This window comes from Flavobacterium sp. AC105, assembly GCF_979258495.1.
Genome location: NZ_OZ409860.1, coordinates 3961718 through 3984954 on the forward strand (window position 1 = coordinate 3961718; position 23237 = coordinate 3984954).

The 23237-nt window shown below is 32.5% G+C and carries 20 protein-coding genes; 4 read left to right on the forward strand and 16 right to left on the reverse strand.

Features of this window, described 5'->3' with window-relative positions; all coding sequences use genetic code 11:
- Positions 1-91: 91 nt before the first annotated feature.
- From asnB to ACZ0AH_RS16285, 5 genes are all read right to left on the reverse strand, one after another.
- Positions 92-1768: an asparagine synthase B gene (gene asnB, locus ACZ0AH_RS16265; protein ID WP_463476846.1), complete on the reverse strand. Its 1677-nt coding sequence runs from the start codon at positions 1766-1768 to the stop codon at positions 92-94.
- 719 nt (positions 1769-2487) lie between these two features.
- Positions 2488-2937 (reverse strand): hypothetical protein, encoded by a 450-nt coding sequence (locus ACZ0AH_RS16270; RefSeq protein ID WP_463476847.1) that lies wholly within the window; start codon positions 2935-2937, stop codon positions 2488-2490.
- 168 nt (positions 2938-3105) lie between these two features.
- Positions 3106-4857: a TonB-dependent receptor gene (locus ACZ0AH_RS16275; protein WP_463476848.1), complete on the reverse strand. Its 1752-nt coding sequence runs from the start codon at positions 4855-4857 to the stop codon at positions 3106-3108.
- 118 nt (positions 4858-4975) lie between these two features.
- Positions 4976-5839, reverse strand: coding sequence for a PhzF family phenazine biosynthesis protein (locus ACZ0AH_RS16280; RefSeq protein ID WP_463476849.1), 864 nt, complete (start codon positions 5837-5839; stop codon positions 4976-4978).
- Positions 5840-5947: 108 nt separating this feature from the next.
- Positions 5948-8962, reverse strand: coding sequence for a tetratricopeptide repeat protein (locus ACZ0AH_RS16285; protein ID WP_463476850.1), 3015 nt, complete (start codon positions 8960-8962; stop codon positions 5948-5950).
- Between the two features lie 310 nt (positions 8963-9272).
- On the opposite strand from ACZ0AH_RS16285, the gene ACZ0AH_RS16290 reads away from it, so the two are divergent.
- Both ACZ0AH_RS16290 and ACZ0AH_RS16295 read left to right on the forward strand, forming a co-directional pair.
- The gene (locus tag ACZ0AH_RS16290) at positions 9273-9956 is read left to right on the forward strand and encodes a cell division ATP-binding protein FtsE (RefSeq protein WP_463476851.1); all 684 of its coding nucleotides are present in this window, start codon (positions 9273-9275) and stop codon (positions 9954-9956) included.
- The gene (locus ACZ0AH_RS16295; protein ID WP_463476852.1) at positions 9956-10819 is read left to right on the forward strand and encodes a glycosyltransferase family 2 protein; all 864 of its coding nucleotides are present in this window, start codon (positions 9956-9958) and stop codon (positions 10817-10819) included. Before ACZ0AH_RS16290 ends, ACZ0AH_RS16295 begins: the two co-directional genes overlap by 1 nt.
- A 115-nt stretch (positions 10820-10934) precedes the next feature.
- Here ACZ0AH_RS16295 and ACZ0AH_RS16300 read toward each other — a convergent pair whose 3' ends face one another.
- Genes ACZ0AH_RS16300 through ACZ0AH_RS16310 form a run of 3 tightly spaced genes read right to left on the reverse strand, consistent with a single transcriptional unit; the run spans position 10935 to position 13523 of the window.
- Positions 10935-12026 (reverse strand): glycosyltransferase family 4 protein, encoded by a 1092-nt coding sequence (locus tag ACZ0AH_RS16300; RefSeq protein WP_463476853.1) that lies wholly within the window; start codon positions 12024-12026, stop codon positions 10935-10937.
- Positions 12023-12427 (reverse strand): sugar 3,4-ketoisomerase, encoded by a 405-nt coding sequence (locus ACZ0AH_RS16305; RefSeq protein WP_463476854.1) that lies wholly within the window; start codon positions 12425-12427, stop codon positions 12023-12025. Before ACZ0AH_RS16305 ends, ACZ0AH_RS16300 begins: the two co-directional genes overlap by 4 nt.
- Before the next feature lie 4 nt (positions 12428-12431).
- On the reverse strand, positions 12432-13523 hold the full coding sequence (locus ACZ0AH_RS16310; RefSeq protein ID WP_463476855.1) for a glycosyltransferase: 1092 nt from the start codon (positions 13521-13523) through the stop codon (positions 12432-12434).
- A 165-nt stretch (positions 13524-13688) separates the two neighbouring features.
- Here ACZ0AH_RS16310 and ACZ0AH_RS16315 point away from each other — a divergent pair, with 165 nt between their 5' ends.
- The gene (locus tag ACZ0AH_RS16315; RefSeq protein ID WP_463476856.1) at positions 13689-14378 is read left to right on the forward strand and encodes a glycosyltransferase; all 690 of its coding nucleotides are present in this window, start codon (positions 13689-13691) and stop codon (positions 14376-14378) included.
- A 336-nt stretch (positions 14379-14714) separates the two neighbouring features.
- On the opposite strand, the gene ACZ0AH_RS16320 is transcribed toward ACZ0AH_RS16315, so the two are convergent.
- The 8 genes from ACZ0AH_RS16320 to ACZ0AH_RS16355 all read right to left on the reverse strand — a co-directional run bounded on the left by ACZ0AH_RS16320 (position 14715) and on the right by ACZ0AH_RS16355 (position 21891).
- A complete protein-coding gene (locus tag ACZ0AH_RS16320) occupies positions 14715-15461 on the reverse strand; it encodes an acyltransferase (RefSeq protein WP_463476857.1) in 747 nt (248 codons plus the stop codon).
- The gene (locus ACZ0AH_RS16325) at positions 15448-15987 is read right to left on the reverse strand and encodes a hypothetical protein (protein ID WP_463476858.1); all 540 of its coding nucleotides are present in this window, start codon (positions 15985-15987) and stop codon (positions 15448-15450) included. Before ACZ0AH_RS16325 ends, ACZ0AH_RS16320 begins: the two co-directional genes overlap by 14 nt.
- The gene (locus tag ACZ0AH_RS16330; RefSeq protein WP_463476859.1) at positions 15938-16948 is read right to left on the reverse strand and encodes an oligosaccharide flippase family protein; all 1011 of its coding nucleotides are present in this window, start codon (positions 16946-16948) and stop codon (positions 15938-15940) included. Before ACZ0AH_RS16330 ends, ACZ0AH_RS16325 begins: the two co-directional genes overlap by 50 nt.
- 3 nt (positions 16949-16951) lie before the next feature.
- Entirely contained in the window at positions 16952-18094 is a 1143-nt protein-coding gene (locus tag ACZ0AH_RS16335) for a DegT/DnrJ/EryC1/StrS family aminotransferase (protein WP_463476860.1), read from the reverse strand.
- A gap of 176 nt (positions 18095-18270) precedes the next feature.
- Positions 18271-19242: a GNAT family N-acetyltransferase gene (locus tag ACZ0AH_RS16340; RefSeq protein WP_463476861.1), complete on the reverse strand. Its 972-nt coding sequence runs from the start codon at positions 19240-19242 to the stop codon at positions 18271-18273.
- A gap of 68 nt (positions 19243-19310) precedes the next feature.
- Entirely contained in the window at positions 19311-19913 is a 603-nt protein-coding gene (locus tag ACZ0AH_RS16345) for a trimeric intracellular cation channel family protein (protein ID WP_463476862.1), read from the reverse strand.
- Between the two features lie 90 nt (positions 19914-20003).
- Entirely contained in the window at positions 20004-20846 is an 843-nt protein-coding gene (locus ACZ0AH_RS16350) for a hypothetical protein (RefSeq protein WP_463476863.1), read from the reverse strand.
- Positions 20847-21147: 301 nt separating this feature from the next.
- Positions 21148-21891 (reverse strand): RDD family protein, encoded by a 744-nt coding sequence (locus ACZ0AH_RS16355; RefSeq protein ID WP_463476864.1) that lies wholly within the window; start codon positions 21889-21891, stop codon positions 21148-21150.
- Positions 21892-21911: 20 nt separating this feature from the next.
- Between ACZ0AH_RS16355 and ACZ0AH_RS16360 the strand changes: the two genes are divergently transcribed.
- Positions 21912-22877, forward strand: a complete 966-nt coding sequence (locus tag ACZ0AH_RS16360) for a stage II sporulation protein M (RefSeq protein WP_463476865.1) — start codon at positions 21912-21914, stop codon at positions 22875-22877.
- Positions 22878-23237 lie beyond the last annotated feature (360 nt).

Consider the following 23237-nt stretch of genomic DNA (forward strand, 5'->3'; position numbering starts at 1 on the left):
TGAAATAATATAATTTAACATTTTAAGACGCGAAAAACGCTCCCGGTTAGAGAACGTCTTTCAAAAAATATATACTAATTCTAAATAATTCTTATACTTTAGCGTAAGCGTCGTCATGTACACTTGCAACCGCTCTGCCAGAAGGATCGTTCATGTTTTTGAAAGCCTCATCCCACTCCAAAGCGATTTTTGTACTACAAGCAACACTTGCTTCCTGAGGCACACATAATGCAGCCGCATCACTTGGAAAATGTTCTGCAAAAATCGAACGATAATAATATTCTTCCTTAGAAGTTGGTGTTTGCAATGGGAATTTATATTTCGCATTTGCCAATTGTTCGTCTGAAACTTCTTTAGCTACCACTTCTTTCAAAGTATCAATCCAGCTGTATCCTACTCCGTCAGAAAATTGTTCTTTTTGTCTCCATGCCACACTTTCCGGCAACATATCTTCAAAAGCTTTACGAACTACCCATTTTTCCATAGGATGTTCTTTGTTGATCATTTTATCTTGTGGGTTGATGCGCATGGCAACATCCATAAATTCTTTATCTAAGAAAGGCACACGACCTTCAATTCCCCACGCAGCCAAACTTTTGTTCGCACGCAAGCAATCGTACATATGAAGTTTTCCTAATTTACGAACGTTTTCTTCGTGAAATTCTCTTGCGTTTGGCGCTTTGTGGAAGTATAAATAACCTCCAAACAATTCATCTGCACCTTCACCAGAAAGCACCATTTTGATTCCCATTGATTTAATAACTCTCGCCATTAACCACATTGGTGTTGAAGCTCTTACCGTAGTTACATCATACGTTTCTAAGTTATAAATTACATCACGAACCGCATCTAAACCTTCCTGAATCGTGAATTTAATTTCGTGGTGAATTGTTCCGATATGTTTTGCTACAATTTGCGCAGCAGCTAAATCAGGAGAACCATCCAATCCTACTGAAAAAGAGTGTAATTGCGGATACCAGGCATCTGTAGTATCATCCGATTCAATACGTTTTTGTGCAAATTTTTTGGCTACAGCCGAAGTAATAGACGAATCTAAACCTCCTGAAAGTAAAACTCCGTAAGGAACATCACTCATTAATTGTCTGTGAACCGCTGCTTCAAGCGCTTCTTTAATTGCAGGAATACTTGTTTCGTTGTCTTTTACAGCATCATATTCTGTCCAGTCTCTTTTGTACCATTGTACAAATTCGCCATCCTGACTAGTCATATAATGTCCCGGAGGAAACAATTGGATTTTTGTACAATATCCTTCCAAAGCTTTCAATTCAGAAGCAACGTAAAAAGTCCCGTTTTGATCCCAGCCAATGTATAATGGAATAATTCCCATGTGGTCACGAGCAATAAAATACTCATCTTTCTCAACATCATAAATTGCAAATCCGAAGATTCCGTTCATTTCATCTACAAAATGAGGTCCTTTTTCCTTGTAAAGTGCCAAAATAACTTCGCAGTCACTTTCAGTCTGAAAGTTATATTTTCCTTCAAATTGTTTACGCAATTCTCTGTGGTTATAAATCTCACCATTTGCAGCCAGAACTAATTTTTTATCTTCTGTAAATAAAGGTTGTTTTCCTGAAGCTGGATCTACAATTGCCAAACGCTCATGAGATAATATTGCTTTATCATTGCTGTAAATTCCGCTCCAGTCCGGTCCACGGTGACGAATGATTTTAGACATTTCTAATACTTGAGGTCTTAAGGTTTCGGCTTTTTGTTTTAGATCAAAGGCACATACGATTCCACACATAACTATATATTTTTATTTTTAAATTTTATTTTGATAAGGCAAAGATGCGGTATTGGTTATAATTGAAAAACATAAAATGTAATTTCAGTTATAATTTTAAATCATAATTTTGTTTTTACATATAAAATGTAAAATTTTAACACAAAAAAAAGCTCCAAACTTGAAATTTTCAATTTTGGCCTTAAAGAAAGCACAAAACACAAGGTTTTAAAGAGATCTTTGAATTAAATTTTATGATATTTAAGAATCGTTGAAAGATTCACAAAGACAAGGACACAAGCTGTTCAGAAATTGTTGTTTTAATGGAAGCAACGAAGAAATGGCACGCAGATTTTCGCAGATTGAAACTGATTTATTTTCGTTTTTTATTCTGAAAAGCAAAGGATATCTACAATATTGTCAGACTGAGCGAAGTCGAAGTCCCGCAAAGTGGTTCAACTAAAATCCGTTCCTCGCAACGATTTTTCACATGTAGACTTTTGTCGATATTTTTTATCACATAGTATGTCATCCCTCGTTCCTCGGGATGACAAGATTGTATGGAATTTATTTATTCATAATCTCGTGTAGTCCCTACGGGACAATTTTATCATGTTATCATTCTTTTTTCTACCGATATTTAACTCCTAAAGGAGTATATCTCGTAGAGATTAAATGTCGGTAAAAAAATAACCATGGGAATAAAATTGTCCCGTAGGGACTACACAAAAAATCAAACCTTACAAAACACTCTCAATAGTATAATGTGTCTTATTAATTTCAAAAGTAAATCCAACTTTATTCCCCATTAAATGAGAACCAAGAGGAGATTGCGGAGAAAGCGCAATAACATTTACACCATCAATTGAAATTTTAGGAAGCGCTACACTTACATACAAATGAATTCCGTTTGCTTTTACCAAACTGCCCGAAATGATATTTTCAGTAGTTTTTGAAGCATCAATTTTGTCTAAAACAGCTTTTTGAGTAATCGCTTCTTTCAGTTTATTGGTTAGTTTTTCCTGCTCAATATGCATCATCGATAAAGCCGTTTCGTGCTTATCGCCAGCCGAACCTTTAGCATCGTTTTTAGAATCTTCGGTCAAAGCCGAAATCATGTCCCTGAAAACATCTATTCGGTCCTGAACCATTTGTAAATAATGAGAATGTATTTTTTGTTTGAATTCCATTTTTTTTTAAGGTACTGAGGTTCTAAGTTACAAAGGTGCAAAGGTTTTTTCGCTGCTCCAAAAAAGTTAGCCACGAATTCACGAATTTAGTTAAAAATTAATTCGTGAATTCGTGGCTAAAAAACTTAAAAAGACTTTGTGCCCTAGCGCCTTCGTGGCGAATATATTTTAAAAATCGAATTTATAATTTCCTCCCACTAAAACCTGGAATCCCTGCACAGGATAATTCAGCCATTTTTCGTAAGCCTGATTTCCGATATTATTCAATTTCAGGAAGAAAGTTAAACGTTCGCTGTATTTGTATCCTAAATGTGCATTGGCATCAAAATAACTTTTTAGTGTTACAATAACCGGATCAGTTCCTAAATCCAGATTTGATTGCATATCCTTACGTTCTCCCACAAAGAAAACATTTAAACCTGCGTACCATTGTTTTGTAATGTTTACATCAAGATTTGAACTGATTTTCATCGATGGTAAATTCCAGGCTTCCAATCCATCAAATTTATAACTATTAAAAGTTCCGTTGATTCCAAAAGAAACGTTTTGAGAAAAATCAGCTTTTAATTCTCCGTAAAAACGAAACGTTCTCACATCATCATAAACAACTCCGAATGAGTTTCCGTAAGCATAATTTTCATTATCAAAATCTTCTGTATAATCATTGCTTTTAAACAACGCTTTGTCTTTTTCGTTTAAGTATGAACCCGTAACATTATAACTTACATTATTCGCTAATTTACCTTTTAATCCGGCAAAAACAGTATACTGATTACTCGTTGGTCTCATATTTAAAGTTGGTGACAAAAACGGATTTTCGGTTACAAAATCAGCATAAGAATTCTGGTTTAAAGCACCATAAACACCCGTGTAGAAAATCATTAAATCGCCCACTAATTTATACGAAGCATTTACCTTTGGATAAATATAAAATTTGTTTCCGCTGTTTTCAGAATCTAAACCATAAAACAATCCGGCACCTAATTCTAATGTCCAGTCATTTTCATGAATGACAAAACTTGGCTCAATTCCAAAATTAGTTAAACTGTATTTTAACGGTTCCGTATTATCTCGTGCATAATTATTTTCAAAAGAACCGCTTACGTGATCAATAATAACATTCGTGTTTATCGATTGATCCATTACGTCTACTTTGAAAGTAGGTTTTAGATAAAAACGATTTTCAGAAGAAGAAAAACTATCTGAAAAATGCGTGAATTTTGTAGCTACTTTACTAAAAATGCCTTCTGTAAAATCTACATTCCCACCAAGAGAAATGGTGTTATAAGAATGGTTTGGATTAATTCCTCTTATTAAATCTTCTTGCTGCTCTGCCGGCAAAGTCATACCGAAATCAACTGGCAAACCATACCAATTGTAGACTTGATTTTGGTAACCCAAATCTATATTCCAAGACATATCGCGATTGTTTACGCCATAACCAACATTTAAAGCTGTGTCATAAAATTCATCATTCAGGTTTACATCTTTAATTCCGCCTTGCGATGAATGGTGACGAAACATTCCGGCAACATAATCGTTGTTTCCTAAATCCTGTGTTACAAACAACTCAGCATTTAAAGTTCCGTAATTCCCCACTCCCAAAGTGGCATAATTATTAAACAATCTTTCTTTTTTAGATTTATCCACACCTTGTGCATTTCCTTTTGAAGGTGTAAAAGTCGATGCAACCGGAACCGACAAAATACTATACTTGATCGTTTCTTTTGGCTGATTTCCTGTATCGTCAAGCGAAGGCGTTTCTTTCACCTTAAAAGCATCTGAAATAGTTGGCGAATATGGTTTTACCACATTTACCGTTTCGGTTCCGATGCTTTCATTTTTCTTCTGCGAAAACGAAAGCTGAACTACAAACAATACGAGTAAAACGATGATTTTATTCTGGCAATTAATTTTCATATTTCTTCTTTTAAAGAGAAAAGAGTAAAGAAGAAAGACTTCTCTCCTTTTCTGAATTTTCTCTATATTTTTTTATTCTATTTTCTAATATCTTTCTTCTTTGTTCTATTTTCCTGAACTAAGCTTCCCATTCCCCTTTAGCAACAGATTGCGCTTCTCCGCCAATTTTAATATCAAACTGATTATCCGTTAATTTTCCTTTGAAATAAATCTGAGACGGACGACCTATATAATCTCCCTGATAATTAATCAATTCAAATTCAGGTTTATGGTATTTTAACAAAAATGCCTGCAGACAAGTACTTGCGCTCCCTGTTGCTGCATCTTCTATCAATTGATTGTGTTCAATACATAACATTCGACTAAACAATTTTGAGCCTTCCAAATAATAAAAATACAAAGCTCTATGCGATGTTTTACAATTCTTTTTCAGCCATTCATCTGTTTTATCTTTATCTAAAACCAAATTTTCCAGTGCTTTTTTACTGCTTAATCCAACCATTACAAAAGCACTTCCGGTTGTAACTTCCTGAATTGGAAATTGATTTTCAAAATCATGACTTTTCAGGTTACTAAAAAATGTAATATCCTCTTTTGAAAAAATATCCCAAAACTTCGGCTGTGCTGCTTTTAGCCAAATCAAACCTTCTGACTGATTAATTTGGATTGGCCCAATAGGAACATTCAATGTTATATTCTCAGGCGAATTTTCAAATATTTTATGAATCAAAACCCATGAAGTTCCAATTATAGGATGACCCGCAAACTGCATTTCCTGAGATGGTGTAAATATTTTAATCTCTGCCTTATTATTTTCTCTATCCAGTTTGGTAATAAATGTGCTTTCGGCGAAATTTATCTCGCGTGCAATCTGCTGCATTTCTTCCGAACTTAAATTTTGGGCCTCTAAAAAAACTGCCAGCTGATTTCCGGTATATTTTTTATCAGCAAAAACATCAACTATATAAAAAGGTAAACTCATTTTTCTTAAAAGATTTTAAGAGAATAGAATATAGAGAACAGACTTTTCAATCTTTGCTCTTATATCTATTTTCATTTTTCTATATTCTATATTCTTTATTCTTTATTCTTACTTATTAATAGACGAATTCGTTTTAGATTCTTCTGCTTTTATCGCAGCTAATTCTTTTTTAGCTTCTTCGACCACGTCCGGATAATCGGTAAAATTGTTGATCACGTTATCCAAAATATAAGTGGCCTGATAACTGTCTTTTAATCCGTAGAAGTTTTTTGCCATTAAAACCAAACTCTTCGCTCCGTAATATTTAAAAGCCGAATAATTTTTAGCCAGTTTTTGAACGGACACATTTGATGCATCAAATTTGCCTTCTTTCGTTTTGAAATACGCATCATAATACAATGCTTCTGCAGCCAATTCCCCTTTTGATGTTGCTGATAATTTAGCATAAGCAGCCTTTGCTTTATCTTCGTCGCCGGTTTGCATCGCCGCACGCGCTACAATAATCTGCGCATCTGCTTTTACGTTTGTATCTGCTTTTGCATTTTGCAATACTTTGTCAGCATAAACTACTGAATTATCATAATCCTTTTTGTCATAATAACATTTCATCAAATTGGCTTGTGCAAAACTTTTGTTTTGGGCCGAATCAGATTCATCATCTAAGCGTTTCAACACCGGAATCGATTTGTCACAATCTTTTGCTTTTAAGAAAATCTGCGCTAATTTCATTAAAGATTGCTCTGTAAATTCATTTCTTGGCTGAGCACTTACATATTGATAATTGGCAACAGATTTCGTTTCTGAACCTTCTGCATAATACAATTGTCCCAGATAAAAATTAGCTTCAAGAGCATGCAATCCTGTTGAAAATTTACTTACATAACCCGCAAAACCTGTAATCGCCTGTTTGCTGTTATTTTGGCTGTATTGTTTAAAAGCGGCATCATACGTATCATTATCCAATTCAGCATCAGTAACCGAAACAAAGTCAAGCGTACGAACCCAAGTTGCATATTCATCAACTTTTCCCGAATCAACATAAATTAATCTTGCTGTAGAAACGGCTTCAAGAGCTTCCGGGCTTTTTGGAAATTCGGCCGCCACTTTTTTAAATTTAACCAAAGCCTGATCATCACGATCTGAGTTGTAATAAATCAAACCTTGCTTTAAAATAGATCTTGAAGTAAATGCTCCGTTTTTATATTCAGAAATTAACTGATCGTACGTTTTAATCGCCAGATCATTCTTTTTCTCCGTCACATAAGTATTTCCTAACTCGTATAAAGCATCATCACGATATTCCGATTTTTTATACATCAAAAGAAAATTATTCAGCTCATCCACTTTTTTGTCATTTTTAGACATAAAACCGTAAGAAATCGCTTTTTGAAATTGCGCATAATCAGCATCAACACCTTTTCCTTCAATTGCTTTTGCGTAAGCTTCGTTTGCAGCGGTATATTTTGAATTTACAAATCTCGAATCTCCCAAACGTAAATACGAATCATTCAAACGAACTTTATCTGCCGCAGCATTATCGATTTGCGCCTGAAATGAATTCGCCGCCTGATCGTAATCTTTCAGTTTAAAATACGTATATCCAATATTATAATTGATGTTTTTATATTCGTCAGTTGTTTTGGCAGCAGCCAAACCTGCAAATTGTTTATAGGTCAATAATGCATTCTGAAAATCATCATTTAAATATTCCGTTTCGGCTTTCCAGAAAGTGGAGCGAGCTGTAAACTCAGGTGTTTTTTGTTCGCTGATCGCACTTTTAAACATTTTTCCGGCTTCCTGATAATTCGATTCATTATACAATTCTAAACCTCTGTAAAAAAGCACTTTTTGGTAAGCTGCTTTATTTTCAGGCGATCTGTTTTTCTCTAATAAAACCAAAGCTTCTTTGTAATTTTTTGTCGAAATATAAGAATCTACCAATAATTTTTCTATTTCAGATCGGCTTGAATTGTTTGGGTATTTTTTTAAGAAATCAAGTAAAATTGCAGGAACGGTTTGATAAGCATTTCCGATATCATAACTCACTTTCGCATAATTTAAAGCGGCATCTTCCTGAATTTGTGCATTAAAATCCATTTCAGAAGCATTTTTAAAAGCATTTAAAGCTTCTTGTTTTTTGCCCGTATTCAAATAACTCAAACCTAAATGGTAATACGCATTTTGAGCTACAAAATCTTTTCCTTCAATGATTTTATTGAATTGAGAAATCGCTTTATCATATTCTTTCTGCTCATAATAAGCATATCCCAATTGATAGAAATCCGTATTATTCCACTTTCCTTTTTTACCCGCATATTGCTCTAAAAACGGAATTGCTTTATCGTATTGCTTTAAATTGAAATAACTTTCTCCGATAATTTTATTCAATTCAGATTTTTCAAGAGCATTTGATTTGTTCATGGCGGTTTGCCCCAAATCAATGGCTTTTTGGAAATTTCCCAGCTTAAAATTCATGTCAGCCTGATAATACGAAAGCTTTTCTTTGTATTTTTCCTCGCCTGAAACTTCATCAAAATATTTGGTTGCTTCCTTATAATCATCGCCTTCATAAGCCATAAATCCTAAATAATATTTGGCCTGAGAACCAAAATCAGGAGAATTCACCACTTTATTAAAATAAGTAGTGGCTTCTTTCTTCTTTTTAGCCGTAAAATAACTGTATCCTTTCTGGAAATTAAACTTATCCGAATCAGATTTACTCATATAACTTTCATCCACTTTATCAAACCATTGCAAAGCTTTTGGGTAATTTCCCTGCTCAAAGAAAAACTGGGCAACCTCAATATAAGCCTGGTTTTGTTTGGTACTTGTTGGATAATCATCGACGAATTTTTCCATCAAAGCATCCGCATTTGGCTGATTGGTTCGAATGGCACAATTGGCGATATAATAAGCACAATCTGATTGCACTTCCTCAGTCGTTGCGTTATTTTTTACATACTCAAAAATATGTTGTGCCGAGGCGTATTGTTTATCATTATATAAAGCCAGCGCTTTGTCAAAATCCTTTAAATCGTAAGTATAAATAGCTGATTTTTGTGCCGAAACTATGGTCGAAAAAAGGACAATATGGAGTAAAAAGAACCAGGAAAGTCTACGCATTTTAATTATATTTAGTATTCAAATGTATCATTTTATACCGTTTATAACGAAACGATTCGGGCTTTTATTATGAACATTTTTTTAAATTCTTTTTATTTTACAGCTTCCGGCACTAGTAAATTTAACGCTATAAGAGAGATAAGTTATTATAAGCTAGAAGCTTTACCCACAATTTACTCAAATGAACTTATATCACTTATATCGTTTAAAATTTCATTTGGGCATTTTAATGTATTTTCTTCAGAAATCATTCAAATTTATTTTGAATCCAAGCGTTATCTTATTACTTTTACATTCAAATCAATTTATTATGTCACAAATCGTACTGTCTCTTAAAGAAGTAACTATATATCAAGAAGGAAGAAAAATTTTATCTCACATTAATTTAGATGTTCAACACGGTGAATTTATCTATATAATTGGAAAAACAGGTTCCGGAAAAAGTAGTTTCATGAAAACTTTGTACGGTGATTTGCCTTTAACTGAAGGTGAAGGTCATATAGTTGAGTTTGATTTGGCAACTTTAAAAGAAAGTGAAATTCCGTTTTTGAGACGTAAAATCGGAATCGTATTTCAGGATTTCAAATTGCTTCCGGACCGTTCTGTAAAAGACAATATGCTTTTTGTTCTAAAAGCAACCGGCTGGTCTGAAAAAAACGAAATGGAACACAAAATTGATGAAGTTCTGGACAAAGTTGGTATGAAAGATTTCGTAAACAAAATGCCGCACCAGCTTTCAGGAGGAGAACAGCAGCGTGTTGCCATTGCAAGAGCTTTGCTTAACGATCCTGAATTTATCCTTGCAGATGAACCTACCGGAAACCTTGATCCTCAAACAAGTTCTGAGGTTCTTGAAGTATTAAAAAAAATCAACGCTAATGGTAAAACCGTTATCATGGCGACTCACGATTATGCTTTGTTGATGAAATTCCCGTCTAAAACATTAAAATGTGAAGATGAGAGAATTTTTGAAGTAGTGCAAAGAAGCGTGTAATGCTTTCTGTTTTAATTCCGGTTTATAATTACAACGCCTTACCGCTCGTTAATGAACTTGTAAAGCAATGTAATTTTATTGGAATTAATTTTGAAATTCTTTGTCAGGACGACGCATCCAATTCCGCAGAAAATACTTTAAATCAAGAAATTAACCTTATTTCTAATTGTTCCTTTTTTATAAATGAAATCAATTTAGGAAGGGGAAAAAACATCAATTCGTTAGGTCAAAAAGCAAAATACGATTGGTTGTTGATTTTAGATTGTGATACATTTCCGTCCCAAAATAACTTTATAAAAAAGTATATTGATACCATTTCAGATTTGAGAAATAATATCATTTTTGGAAGAATTATGTATGAAGATAAAAAACCTGAAAATCAGAAACTTTTACGTTGGATTTACGGTCAGGAACGAGAAACAAAAACCCTTTTAACTTCTAATTTATTAATCAAAAAAGACGTTTTTGTGAAATATCCTTTTGATGAAACTATTACAAAATACGGATATGAAGATCTGTGTTTTTTCTCCGTTTTAAAAGCAAATCATTTTGAAATTTTACAGATTGAAAATCCAACTTTTCATCTGAATTTAGAAACTTCCGAAGTATTTTTAAAGAAAACCAAAACAGCTTTAGAAAATCTTGTATTCCTTTATAATTCGAATAAAATTTCTAAAGAAGAAAGCAAAATTATAACTTCATTTGAACTTCTGAAAAAACTAGGATTAGTTCCATTTTCCGCTTTTATTTTCAGAAAAAATGAATCTAAAATCAAACGAAATTTACTTTCAAAAAAGCCTTCTTTATTTTTATTTGACCTTTATAAATTGGGGTGTTTCTGCGAATTAAAATCAATTCAATAAAGCCTCAAGTTCCGTTCCTGCAAGGTTTTCAAAACCTTGTAAGTATAATTTTTATTTTAGTAATATCTGTAAACAATTCAAGACCTGCAAGGTTTTGAAAACCTTGAAGGATAAGCTAAACTTTGATCAGACTTTCCAAAAAAACTTTCCATCCTTGCATCACTTTATCAATATTAAAATTCTTAGAAGTCTCTTTTGCATCAGCACCAAATTTCAATCTTATTGCTTCATTTTCTATTAAAAAAGAAAGTTTATCGACAAACATTTCGATATTATCATCCGGAATCAAAAAACCGTTTTCAGCGTTGGTAATAATCGATCTTGGTCCAATCGGGCAATCATATGCAATACAAGGCAAACCCGAAGCCATTGCTTCCAGCAAAACCATCGGAAATCCTTCTGTTCTGGAAGTCATCACATAAATTGAAGATTCTAAGTATTTGTCTTGGATATTTTTAACAAAATTGAAATAATTTATACCTGATTTTATTCCTAAATCAAAAGCTGATTTTTTTAAAGAATCCACATCATCCGTATAAATATCTAAAGTCCAATCCGGATGTTTTATCGTTATTTCTTTCCAAATTAAAAGCAATCGATCTAAGCCTTTTTCATATGAATTTCGGGCAATTGCAATTACTTTTTTATTTTTTAAATCTGATGTTATTTCCGTTTTTATCCAGGACGGATTCGGAATTATTGCTCCATTTGAAACATTCCATTCTTTTAGACTTTCGTCAGATAAAGCAATGAATTTGGTAAATTTATTAACGCTAAAATCCTTAAATCTATATTTTAATTTTTGAATTGTTTTCGATAAAAAGTTTGTTTTTTCACTCTCTTCAATAAATTTTGATCCGTGACATTCAAATACGATTGGAGTTTTAGTTTTAACTATAAACGGAATCGTAAAAGCTTTTAAACCATTATCCGCAACCAAAATTACATCAGGATTTATTTCTTTAATATTTTGATTTATTTGCTTTCGAAATGAATTAAAAAAGCTAAAAACATTTCCTTTTAAAATCATATTATTAAATCTAATTTCAGAATTTAAATCATAAAATGATAATTGATTTTCTTTATTTTGAGATAAAATATAAACTTCATAATTAAAATGCTCTACAAAATAATTGGCTTTTATTGCCAAAACCCGGGCAACTCCGCCAGCATTTTTTACTTTGGGAACAATGTAAAGCAATTTCATTTTTTTGAATTCAAAAAAGCATCATAATCCCGAATATAATCGGATTCTTCAAAAACATCCGAAGCAAAAACCAAACAAACAGCGCCGGAAGAAAAGTTTTCCAGTTCTCTCCAAATCCCTTTTGGGAGATGTAAACCAATATTGGGTTTATTCAGTAAATAGCTTTTTTTGCTGGTTCCGTCGTTTAAAGTCACTTCAAAACTTCCGCTTAAAGCGATTAAAACTTCATGTTGCTGAATATGAGAATGTCCACCGCGAAAAGCACTGCTTGGCACATCAAAAAGATAATAAACACGTTTGAATTCAAATGGTAAAATCTCATTTTGAATGAAAGCCAAATTGCCGCTTATATCTTCTATAACCGGAATTTTAAGTAATTCTATATCCTGAATTGTAGTCATAATTTTAATTCACTTTCATCAAATTTAACCATTGTTGCCCAATTTTTTCCAATAAAAAAGGCTGAATGCTTTTCAAGGCATTTTCTTTGCACTTTTGATATAAAATTTCATCAGAAATAAACAAATTCATAGCGCTGGTAAGTTTTTCCCAGTTTTGATTTTCTACTAAAATACCATTTTCTAAATTCGTAATTATATCTCTTGGTCCAAAATCGCAATCAAAAGATAGAACTGGTGTTTGGCAGGCTAATGATTCTAAAATAACATTCGGGAAACCTTCATTTTTACTGCTTAAAACTAAAAATTTAGCTCTGCTCAGATATTTAAACGGATTGTTTTGATAGCCTAAAAGATGAACAAAATCTGCCATATTATTTTCTGAAATTACTTTTTTAAGTTTTGATTTATCGCCATTTCCAACAATAACCAAATGTATTTCTTTTTGAGACAAATCAGATTTTGAGTAGCTCGAAATCAGCTTATCAAATTGTTTGATTTCGTTTTCGTATTGTCCAACGGCAATAATAAAATCGAAATCGAAATCAATATTATCATTCTGCTTTTCTAAAATTTCTTCGAGGTAAATTGGATTATGAATCGTAACTACATTTTGCAATTTATGCTTCGTTTCAATCAAGGTTTTCATTTCGTCTACAATTGCGGCATTAGCATAACAATTATTGTACATTAATCGCGTAAGCCATGAATTATCAGGCATATAATGATCGATTAAAAAACTGTGAACCGTAAAAATAGTTTTGGTATTATAAATAAATCTTGCCAGAATAAGTTCCTGAATAATCTTGGTCCGGAAACGGAAATCGATAATAAAATCGAATTTATTTTCGTTTAAATATTTCCGCAAAGCCGCCAATCTTTTGACTTTATTGAATAATCCGTTGCTTTTATTTTTTAGCAATCCCAGATTCACCAATTTCCCGGAATACGGAAAACTAACTTCATCCAAAACAATAATAATATCGACTTCAAAACCCTGGCTTTCAAAAAAAACAGACAAATTTGCCATCACTTTATCGCTTCCGCCTCCGCTTAAGCGATAACCAATTAAAGCAATTTTATTTTTTTTGTGAGACAATATCATTCGTGATTTCTTATTTTCGTATCAAATATATAACTCTAAACTGTTGAGTAATTAAAAAATGTATTTTTTAATACATAGTTTTTTTGCCACAGATTACAGGATTAAAATGATTTAATCTTTAGAATCTTTTAATCTGAGGCATAAAATTAAATAAACAATATGCTTGATAAATCATTAGTGACTATTATTTGCTTGTGTTATAACCACGAAAAATTCGTTGTAGAAAGTTTGCTTTCCGCAATTAATCAGGATTATCCTTTTATTGAATTGATTGTTGTAGATGATTTTAGCATTGATAATTCAAGAGAAACGATACAAAAATGGCTTATTGATTATCCTGAAATTCAATTTATTGCAAACGAAACGAATTTAGGCAGCACAAAATCTTTTAATAAAGCCTTAAAACTGGCAAAAGGCGAATTTATTATTGATTTGGCGGCAGATGATATTTTGTTGCCCAATTGTGTTTCGTTACAGCTAAAAGCATTCGAAGAAACCGAATTTAAAAATCTTGGCGTTGTTTACGGAAATGCGGAATTAATAAATGAAAAAGGTGATTTCTATTTTTATTATTTTCCCGTTGATGCTTCCAAAAAAACAATTGAAAAAAGAGAAACCGGAGATATTTATTTAAGCGTTCTTTCTGGCGGAAATAGTATTTGTTCCGTTTCATCAATAGTAAAAAAAGCTGTTTTTGATGATTTACAAGGTTATGACGAAAATTTGGCTTACGAAGATTTAGACCTCTGGATTCGGGCTTCGCGCAAATATGATTTTGATTATATTGATAAAATTTTAATCAAAAAAAGAATTTCAACCACTTCTTCTAGGAACTCATTTTTTTATTAAAAACGATGCAAGATCCAGAAAAATAAATTATTCTACTTATTTGATTATTAAAAAAGCCATTCAATTAAACAGAACAAAAATTGAACATCAAGCAATTTTAAAAAGAATGCATTTTGAAATGATTTTAGCGTATAAAACGGCTGATTTTAAATTGTTTCTGAAATATATTCTGCTTGAAATAAAACAACGTTTCCGCATAATAAAAGAACGCGGATGACACGGATTTACTTCGTAAAGACGCGGATAAAACGGATTTTTTTTGATAATTCATTTTAAAAAATCCGTTTTTATCCGCGCTTTCGCTTTAGCGAATCCGTGTCATCCGTGTGCCATTTTTCAAATCGTCAAAAAATCGTCTAATTGCTGTTTTTCTCCTTGCCAGTCTCTCGAAATATTATTGCGGATTAATTTCGCCGGAATTCCACCAATCAGGATATTTTCGCCTAACGTTTTATAATCTTTTGTACACAAACTATTTGAAGCAATGGTACAAAAATTAGGCGTTTGCGTTCCTTTAAGAATCGAAACGCGATTGCTTACAAAATTGTAATTTCCGATAAAAATTGGAGCTGATTTCTCGAGTTTTTCTCCCGTTTGGGTATCAATTAAATCATGAAAATTGGTATCGATAATTTGAGCTTCAGAACCAAAACGTGCATAATCGCCCAGAACAATTTTTTCGGTACAGATTATTTTTCCGTTTGACGCCATCGAAGCCATATTTCCTAGTATTAAATGTGCCTTTTCTCCAACAAAAACAAAGCAATCTTTCCCGAATTGAAATTTGCCTTTAAACGTTAGTTTTCCTAAAATAAAGATTTCTGCAATGCCTTTATGCGCTTTATTTAATTCGTAAGGCTGACCAAAACCAATCATTCCTTTTTGGATATTTCCGTCAAGCTGAATATCTCCAGTTATCGAAGTAAATTTTATTTTGCCATAAAAGAAAACAGGCAGTTTTTTAGCCGTTTCAAATGGGAATTTCTTAAAATTAAAATACAGCGTTTTGGTCCAGTTTACTGAATAGTAAAATTGGAGTTTATGATAAAAAGATTTACATTTTCGATAACTATTCCGGATCATTTTTAGTTCTTTTATTAGCAATTAATGACGCAAATGTTTCTTTTAAATTCATTTTTTTATTGATTTGATACAAACTAAAACTCAAAGAAACAACAATCATTAAAGTCATTAAACTGTATTTTAAAATTGGGATTTCGATATATCGAAGTAAAAAAGTGCTCACACAAATTACAAAACAAATGAAATATATTTGATAAAAAGCTACATCAAAATAAAAATTATATCGGTTTTTGGTAATGATTTTTAATCCAATAAAATGAACCAAAAAATACAAACAAAAACTAAAACCCAAACCTTCTAATCCATAAAAATAATAGCCTAAAACATTCATGATTACGGACAAAATATTAAACCCAATTGCGGTTTTTATAAACATTTGAGAATCGCCTTTGGCTATCAAAATAAAACCCATTGCCCATGAAACGGCACGAAATAACATTCCTAAAATCCCGAAACAAACCATTGGAATTATGGCATTAAATTTTGGTGTATAAATAAGCTGAATTACGATCGATATAAAGGTCAAAAATAAAACAATAATTGGCGTTATTATGATTATCGAAATAAAAGCCTGCTGCACAACACTTTCTTCTAACTTTTTCATTATCAGAATTTACAGAAGCTAATTTCGGGAAATAATCTGTGCTCATCACCGTAAAAATAATCCCAACATAAGAATTCAATAATGTAAAACCGGCGTTGTAATAACCCACTTGTTCTAAACCTCCATTTTTACCGATGTATATCTGAATTAAATAAGTTGAAAAAAGCGTTAAAACACTGCTGATTGTCAACATAAAACCTAGTTTTACAATCGATTTTCCTTCTGTAAAAAAGGCTTCTTTTGAGATTTTTTCTTTTTCAGTTTTAATTTTATTCGAATAATAAAAAGAGAAAATCAAAGCAGATAAAGAAGCAATTATAATAGTCGGAATTATAGCATCGATCCGTAAAAAATAATACAACGGAATCGAAAATAGCAATCCAAATAAATTGCCATACAAATTGGCTTTTGCCAAAAATCGCATTTGCCTTAATCCTTGTAAGACGGCCAATTGACCTGTAGATAATTGTTTAAATAAGAGGGTAGTGGCAAGAAAAATAAACGAATAGGTTTGACTTGAATCTCCAAAAGTAAGGATACTTAATGCTTTTGAAAAAAGGATCGTCAATAACATTCCGAATATTCCGGTAAAAAAAACAATCTTTTTTATAATGTGGATTGTCGAAGAAACTGTTTTTAAATCCTCATTTTTATAGTTTTCAGAAATATTTTTTACGCCGCTGGTTTCCATTCCAAAACCTGAAATTCCGCTGATTAAACCTAAAGTCGAATTCAATAAAGCGATAATTCCCATTCCGGTGGGACCAATAAAAACGGCAATTAATTTGGTTCGAATAACCGAAATTAAGATCGAGAAAAACTGGACGCCTCCAAAAAGTGAAGTCGTTTTTAGAATTTGCTGATATGTTTTACTATCAGACACGAATTAGTATTTATTTAAAATTTCGATGATAAAACTAACTTCGTCATGTGTCAAAACCGGACTTATTGGTAAACTCAAAACTTCGTTATGAATTTTCTCTGTAATTGGAAAAGATAAATTATTCCATCCCGAAGTCTCGGGAGAAAACGCTTTTTGTTTGTGTGGCGGAATTGGATAATGAATTACGGTCTGAATAGTATTCTGAGATAAATATTCCTGTAAAGCTTCTCTGTTTTGGGTTCTTACAACAAATAAATGAAAGACATGATTGTTGGACAAATCCCAAAACGGAAGTTTGATTTTGTCATTTTTAATTTCAGATAAATATCGTTTTGCAATGTTGCGCCGTTTATCATTATCAGCATTTAAATTCGGCAATTTCAGGTTTAAAAAAGAAGCCTGAAGTTCATCTAATCTTGAATTTACACCAATATATTCGTTATGATATTTTTGTTCGGAACCATAATTACGAAGCGAAAAAAGCACTTTTGCCAATGCTGAATCGTTTGTGGTAATTGCTCCGCCGTCGCCTAAACAGCCTAGGTTTTTTCCAGGGTAAAAACTATACGCTTGCGCTGATTGTTGATTGCTGTCTGCATCCGTAGCATTTGGAATTTGGGATTTTAAACTATTGGAATTTGCAACAGCACCATGAGATTGCGCACAATCTTCTATTATTAAAAGATGATTTTGATTGGCAATTTCATTTATTTTGTCCATTTCAGCCAATTGTCCATATAAATGAACGGCTAAAATTGCTTTGGTTTTTGAGGTGATTTTTTCCTGAATCAAATCAGGATTTATGTTGTAGGTTTCTAACTTTGGCTCGACCAAAACCGGAATTAAATCGGCTTGTAAAATGGCTAAAATACTGGCGATATAAGTGTTCGCAGGAACGATAACTTCATCGCCTTTATGGAGTTTGCCAAGTTGAATATACCCTTTAAAAATCAATACTAAAGCATCAAAACCGTTCCCTACTCCAATACAATATTGGGTTTGACAATATTCGGCGAAAGCCTTTTCAAATGTTTCCAGTTCTTTTCCTAAAATATACCAGCCGTTTTCTAAAACCAATTTCAGCTTTTCCTGAAATGCAGTTTCATACGGTTCATTTATTTTTTTAAGATCCAGAAATGGTATCATATTTTTTTATTTTCCACAGATTATTTAAACATATAGAAACAGATTTTCTAACCCAAAAATAGGCGTTTCACTGATTAAAATACACATAGCTATGTGATAGAAATATATATTTTTGCTTCTTTTTAAAATCATAAAAAACTATGTTTCTATGTGTTGAAAAATTTATGCACACCAAACTATTTAATAGCTATTTTATAAAAATCCTGATTGTAAACCGTACAGCCTAATTCTTCTTTTTGTTTTAAAAGTCCGGGATGATAGCCGCTTTCATTTTCTTCATTTACGATTCCCATATCAAAAAAACGTTTGCCTTTACGTTTGTATTTATGCATCAAATTAATGAATAAAAAATCGAGCGCCCTAAATTCTTCGCCTTTTTTTGAGGTTGCTCCGTATTGCGATTTAATTACATTTTTAGTCTCAAAAATAGTAATTCCGGCAATAATTTCATCGTTTTGATAAACGGAATATTGTCTGATATTTTCAGGGAATTTTTGTTTTAAATGCGCTATTTCTTCTTTTGTATGAACTGGTTTTGCATTGAATTTCTCTAATAATCTTGGCTCGAGGATTTCATCCCAAAAAGGTTCAAAATCTTCTTCTTCGACAATATCCAAATCAAGGTTTTCGATTCTTCTAAAGTGTTTTAATTTACTTTTAGAAATCTGCAAAGGCAATTCTAAATTTGCTGCCAGATTCATTTCTTTCCGATCCGGAATTGCTCCTCTTTTAAACAAAAAGAAATCTATTTCGGAATTTCCTTCCGGAAAATAAAAACCCGGAATGGGTTTATAATAAAAGGTTTCAATCGCATTTTCTTTCAAAAAAGATAAAATTTCATCTAAGATCAATTCTACTTTTTCTGCTTTTAATTTAGATGAAAAAACCAAACCTCCATAAGTAAGTCCCTGATGCGAATAAACTGATTTTCCTTGTTTATTGGCTGGCAAAACGGCTTTTAATTTTTGATCTTCAAAAACAAGAAGCGAAAAATCTTCAAAACGATCCTGATGATATTCCATAAAATCTCTTTGGAATAAAAACGTAGCATTTTTGGCCTGATCAATAAAGTCATTCCAGATTTTGTAATCGTTCTGATTGTATTTTTTTACAGTATATTTTGTCAAAGTGTGTTTTTCTTTTGCCACGAATTTCACTAATTAACCCGAATTAATTAGTGAAAATTCGTGGCATTCGTGGCGAATATTTTTAATCTTTATTTGTGATCAAATGCGGGTAAATACCATTTGAATTTTACGGCCATTAATCTCGCCGTAATAATAACTACAGAAGTTAAAAGGTATAAAATATCATTATCTAAATTAAGTTTTTTCAAAGCAAAAAACACGATACCGCCAAAAATGCAAATCGTAGCATAAATTTCCCTTCTAAAAATAGTTGGGATTTCGGTACACAAAATATCTCTTGTAACGCCTCCAAAACAAGCCGTCATAGTTCCTAAAGCAATACAAATTACGGGATGTAAACCTATCGAAATACCTTTTTCAAGACCAATTAAAGTAAAAACACCAAGTCCGATTGTATCAAACAAAAACAGCGAAGTTCGCAGTTTATCAAACTTTTTCCTGAAAAGAATCGCCAGGCCAAAACCCAAAATAATGACATAAACATATTGCAAATCCTTCATCCAGCCCACTGGCGTTCTGCCAATTAAAACATCACGAAGCGTTCCGCCGCCAACCGCTGTAACAAATGCAATGATAAAAACCCCAAACGGATCGAGTTTTTTGTGCATTGCCGTTAAAGCGCCGGACATCGCAAAAGCCATTGTACCAATAAGATCTAATAAATGAAACATTTTATTTTTTTTAGGTTCAAATGTACAAAGTTGCAGAGACGCAAAGATTCAAATTGCCTTAAATTATATTTTTTTATTATACTTTAGGGTTTATTTTTTCACGTAAATCGGGCTTCTTTTCAATAAATACGTGATAGAATCCATCCAGCTGTCTTTTACAGCCAGAAAAGGTTTACGGGTTTGCGAGTATATTTTGGTGTTATTTTTATACATATCAAAATACACCGTGTAGTAATAATAAACTTGTGTATTTGCTGTTGTAGTCGAAATATCGTTTGTTTTAACCTTTTTATTGTTGTCGCTAACTTTAGCATTTCCGCTGTTATAAGTAGTTGCGGTTGTTCCTGAACCAATTGTGTACGAAACTTTTGCAGCTACAATATTATCAACGCCCAGGATTTTTTCAAGATCTTCAATTGGTGTTTCATCAATATTAGTATGATCGATTCCGGCTTTATGCAGTAAACTATTTGTGGTTCTTAAATCCTGAACCGTCAACGGAAAAATATTAGACGCTTTATCTAACAATTTGTTATACATATCGTTCTGAGCAAATTTTGCCATATCTTCAGAACCTTCCTGCGTATCCGAATTCACATACGGAACCGGCAATACCGCAATCGTATTTGGTTTTAATTCTGCAGCAACAATAGATTGATTTGAAGTTGTTTGCGTATTATTTCCCTGACTTACATCAAAAGTTTGTGAGCGTCCGCTGGCAAAATCAATTCGGGCAATTTGCGAAACATCAAGTGAAATCTGAAGCGTTTCTCCCGGCAAAGAATATTCGACCGTTTTATCAGACATTTTTGCAATCGTACATTCAATAATCTGATAATCCCTTTTTATAATTTTGTCCAGTTTTTTTGTTTGGGCAAAAGTAAAAGCCGAAACAAACAACATAATAACGGCAAAAGCTTCTTTTATTCTCATAATCTTGCTAATTAGTCTTTCCTACTCTTTGGCTTTTCGGTTACGCCTTCAAATAAACAATTGTTTTTAAAAAATTACTTACAAACAAAGTTAAGAAATCATCTTGCGTTTACGATAAAATATAGCGCAGTAATTTATTTCTAATTTGATAATAATAAGAATAAGGAGCTATTTCCTGCTGTTCCTTCCAATCTTTTGTGCCTCCCGAAGCCTCGGACCGGCACAAAAGGATTTTCCCTCCCATGAGGGCTAGGGCACCCGTTTTCAAAAGAAATAAAATTTAAATTAAGAAAAAACAACCTTACATATTCTGTGTATAAAAGTTGTAATCTTTTAGAATAACACGAATAAAATCATGATTATTACCGGATTGGTTTTTGATTCCGGTAACACTTTCAATTTTCGAAACCAATTTATAAATTACTTCATGATCGTTTTTAGCATCGGCTTTCTTGAAAGTTTCCTTGATAATTCGCATATCATTATCAGATAATTTAATCACCAAAGGATAAGTTGGCACATACGCGCTTCCTATTTCTTCCAGAATCGTATGGCTAATATCAATCTTGTTTTTTAAAGTAATAACCGCCGTTCCGGCAACCATATCGCCCAATCGCTGTCCTTTTTTGCTTGAAATTACTGTAATCAAAGCCACAACTCCGTACAAAATCGTAATATCAATCAGTCGAAAAAACCAACGCATTAAATAATCGCCAAAACCGGCCTGATAACCGTCTATTTTTACCACTTTTATCTTAACGAGCCGTTTTCCAAACGTTTGACCTTCAAAAACACTTTCTAATGTTATCGAATAAATCAAAATTGGAAAATAAAGAATTAAAAAAATGGAAAAAACAGACCAACTATCTAATTTATTCATTACTTTTTCAAAATGAAAAACATAAAACAATAGTCCCGAAACGACTATTCCGTAAGAGATTTTAATCGCCAAATCAATGAAATACGAACCTATTCGTTCACCAATAGATGCCGCAATAAAATTTATTTTAACATTTTGTGTTGTGTTTATAGATAATTCTGACATATTTTATATTTTAGCCTGCAATGAGAGAAGTCGCCTTCATAAAACAAAATAAAGAAAAATGGCTGGAATTTGAGCTAGCTATTTTTGGTAAAGCTAAAAAAAATCCTGACGAGTTAGCAAATTTGTACATTCAAATGATGAATGACTTGTCGTATGCCCAAACGTATTATCCCAAAAGCAAAACCGTAATTTACCTAAATCACCTTGCTTCGCAGATTTACCAAAAGATTTACAAAACCAAACGTACCGAAAAAAACAGGTTTCTTGAATTCTTTGTAACCGAAGTTCCGTTGCTTGTTTACGAATACAAACGTTATTTGATGTATGCTTTTGTCCTGTTTTTCCTGACAGTTGCTATGGGAGTCGTTTCAGCAAGATACGACCAGAATTTCGTACGCCTGATTTTGGGCGATGGTTATGTAAACATGACGTTAGAAAACATCAAAAAAGGAAATCCAATGGCCGTTTACGGTTCCGGAACCAATTGGGGAAGTTTTATTGGCATCACGATGAACAACCTTTATGTAGGCGCAAGATGTTACATTTATGGCATTTTTGCAGGAATTGGAACTTTCTATATTTTTCTGCAAAACTCATTGATGCTGGGCGCATTTCAGTACTTTTTTTATGATCAGGGCGTTTTCTGGAAAAGCGTTCGCGGAATCTGGATACACGGTTCTATGGAAATTTTTGCCATTGTAATCGAAACTGCAGCAGGATTTATTCTGGGCGCGTCGATATTATTTCCTAAGACATTTTCGAGAATAAATTCTTTAAAAATAGGTTTCAAAAACAGTTTCAAAATATTCCTGAGTACGTTTCCTTTCACCATCAGTGCAGGATTTCTCGAAGGATTTATAACGCGGTATTCTATTGATATGCCAAATTGGTTAAGCAGTTTTATTATATTATTTACATTAGGTATAATTTCGTTTTATTACTTGATTTACCCTTTTATTGTGCACAAAAAAATAACTTCATTATGATGTTTGAACTCTTCAAAAAAAGACAATTAGGCGACTATTTAGTAGACACTTTTGCATTTTTAAAAACTCTTGGAAAACACTTTTTTAAGATTTTCTTTATCATCAATGGTGCTTTTTTAATTATAGTAGCTGCACTGGTATATTGGTTTTTGAAAATTACTTTTCTGGGCTTAGTAAATGACAATTCCGTACAAAGCGGACCTGATTTTTTGCATTTTGTCGATTATAATTATCCGGTTTTAGGGGGCTTTATAGCTGCATTTTTTATTCTAATACTAGTTTTATCCCTATTCAATTCCTCTTATCCAATTTTATATTTAAAATTACTGGCCCAAAAAAGCAACAATAATTTTACTCTAA

Coding starts and splice junctions, on each gene's coding strand:
- asnB (WP_463476846.1), bottom strand. CDS start 1,768: ATGTGTGGAATCGTATGTGCCTTTGATCTAAAACAAAAAGCCGAAACC.
- ACZ0AH_RS16270 (WP_463476847.1), bottom strand. CDS start 2,937: ATGGAATTCAAACAAAAAATACATTCTCATTATTTACAAATGGTTCAG.
- ACZ0AH_RS16275 (WP_463476848.1), bottom strand. CDS start 4,857: ATGAAAATTAATTGCCAGAATAAAATCATCGTTTTACTCGTATTGTTT.
- ACZ0AH_RS16280 (WP_463476849.1), bottom strand. CDS start 5,839: ATGAGTTTACCTTTTTATATAGTTGATGTTTTTGCTGATAAAAAATAT.
- ACZ0AH_RS16285 (WP_463476850.1), bottom strand. CDS start 8,962: ATGCGTAGACTTTCCTGGTTCTTTTTACTCCATATTGTCCTTTTTTCG.
- ACZ0AH_RS16290 (WP_463476851.1), top strand. CDS start 9,273: ATGTCACAAATCGTACTGTCTCTTAAAGAAGTAACTATATATCAAGAA.
- ACZ0AH_RS16295 (WP_463476852.1), top strand. CDS start 9,956: ATGCTTTCTGTTTTAATTCCGGTTTATAATTACAACGCCTTACCGCTC.
- ACZ0AH_RS16300 (WP_463476853.1), bottom strand. CDS start 12,026: ATGAAATTGCTTTACATTGTTCCCAAAGTAAAAAATGCTGGCGGAGTT.
- ACZ0AH_RS16305 (WP_463476854.1), bottom strand. CDS start 12,427: ATGACTACAATTCAGGATATAGAATTACTTAAAATTCCGGTTATAGAA.
- ACZ0AH_RS16315 (WP_463476856.1), top strand. CDS start 13,689: ATGCTTGATAAATCATTAGTGACTATTATTTGCTTGTGTTATAACCAC.
- ACZ0AH_RS16320 (WP_463476857.1), bottom strand. CDS start 15,461: ATGATCCGGAATAGTTATCGAAAATGTAAATCTTTTTATCATAAACTC.
- ACZ0AH_RS16335 (WP_463476860.1), bottom strand. CDS start 18,094: ATGATACCATTTCTGGATCTTAAAAAAATAAATGAACCGTATGAAACT.
- ACZ0AH_RS16345 (WP_463476862.1), bottom strand. CDS start 19,913: ATGTTTCATTTATTAGATCTTATTGGTACAATGGCTTTTGCGATGTCC.
- ACZ0AH_RS16350 (WP_463476863.1), bottom strand. CDS start 20,846: ATGAGAATAAAAGAAGCTTTTGCCGTTATTATGTTGTTTGTTTCGGCT.
- ACZ0AH_RS16355 (WP_463476864.1), bottom strand. CDS start 21,891: ATGTCAGAATTATCTATAAACACAACACAAAATGTTAAAATAAATTTT.
- ACZ0AH_RS16360 (WP_463476865.1), top strand. CDS start 21,912: ATGAGAGAAGTCGCCTTCATAAAACAAAATAAAGAAAAATGGCTGGAA.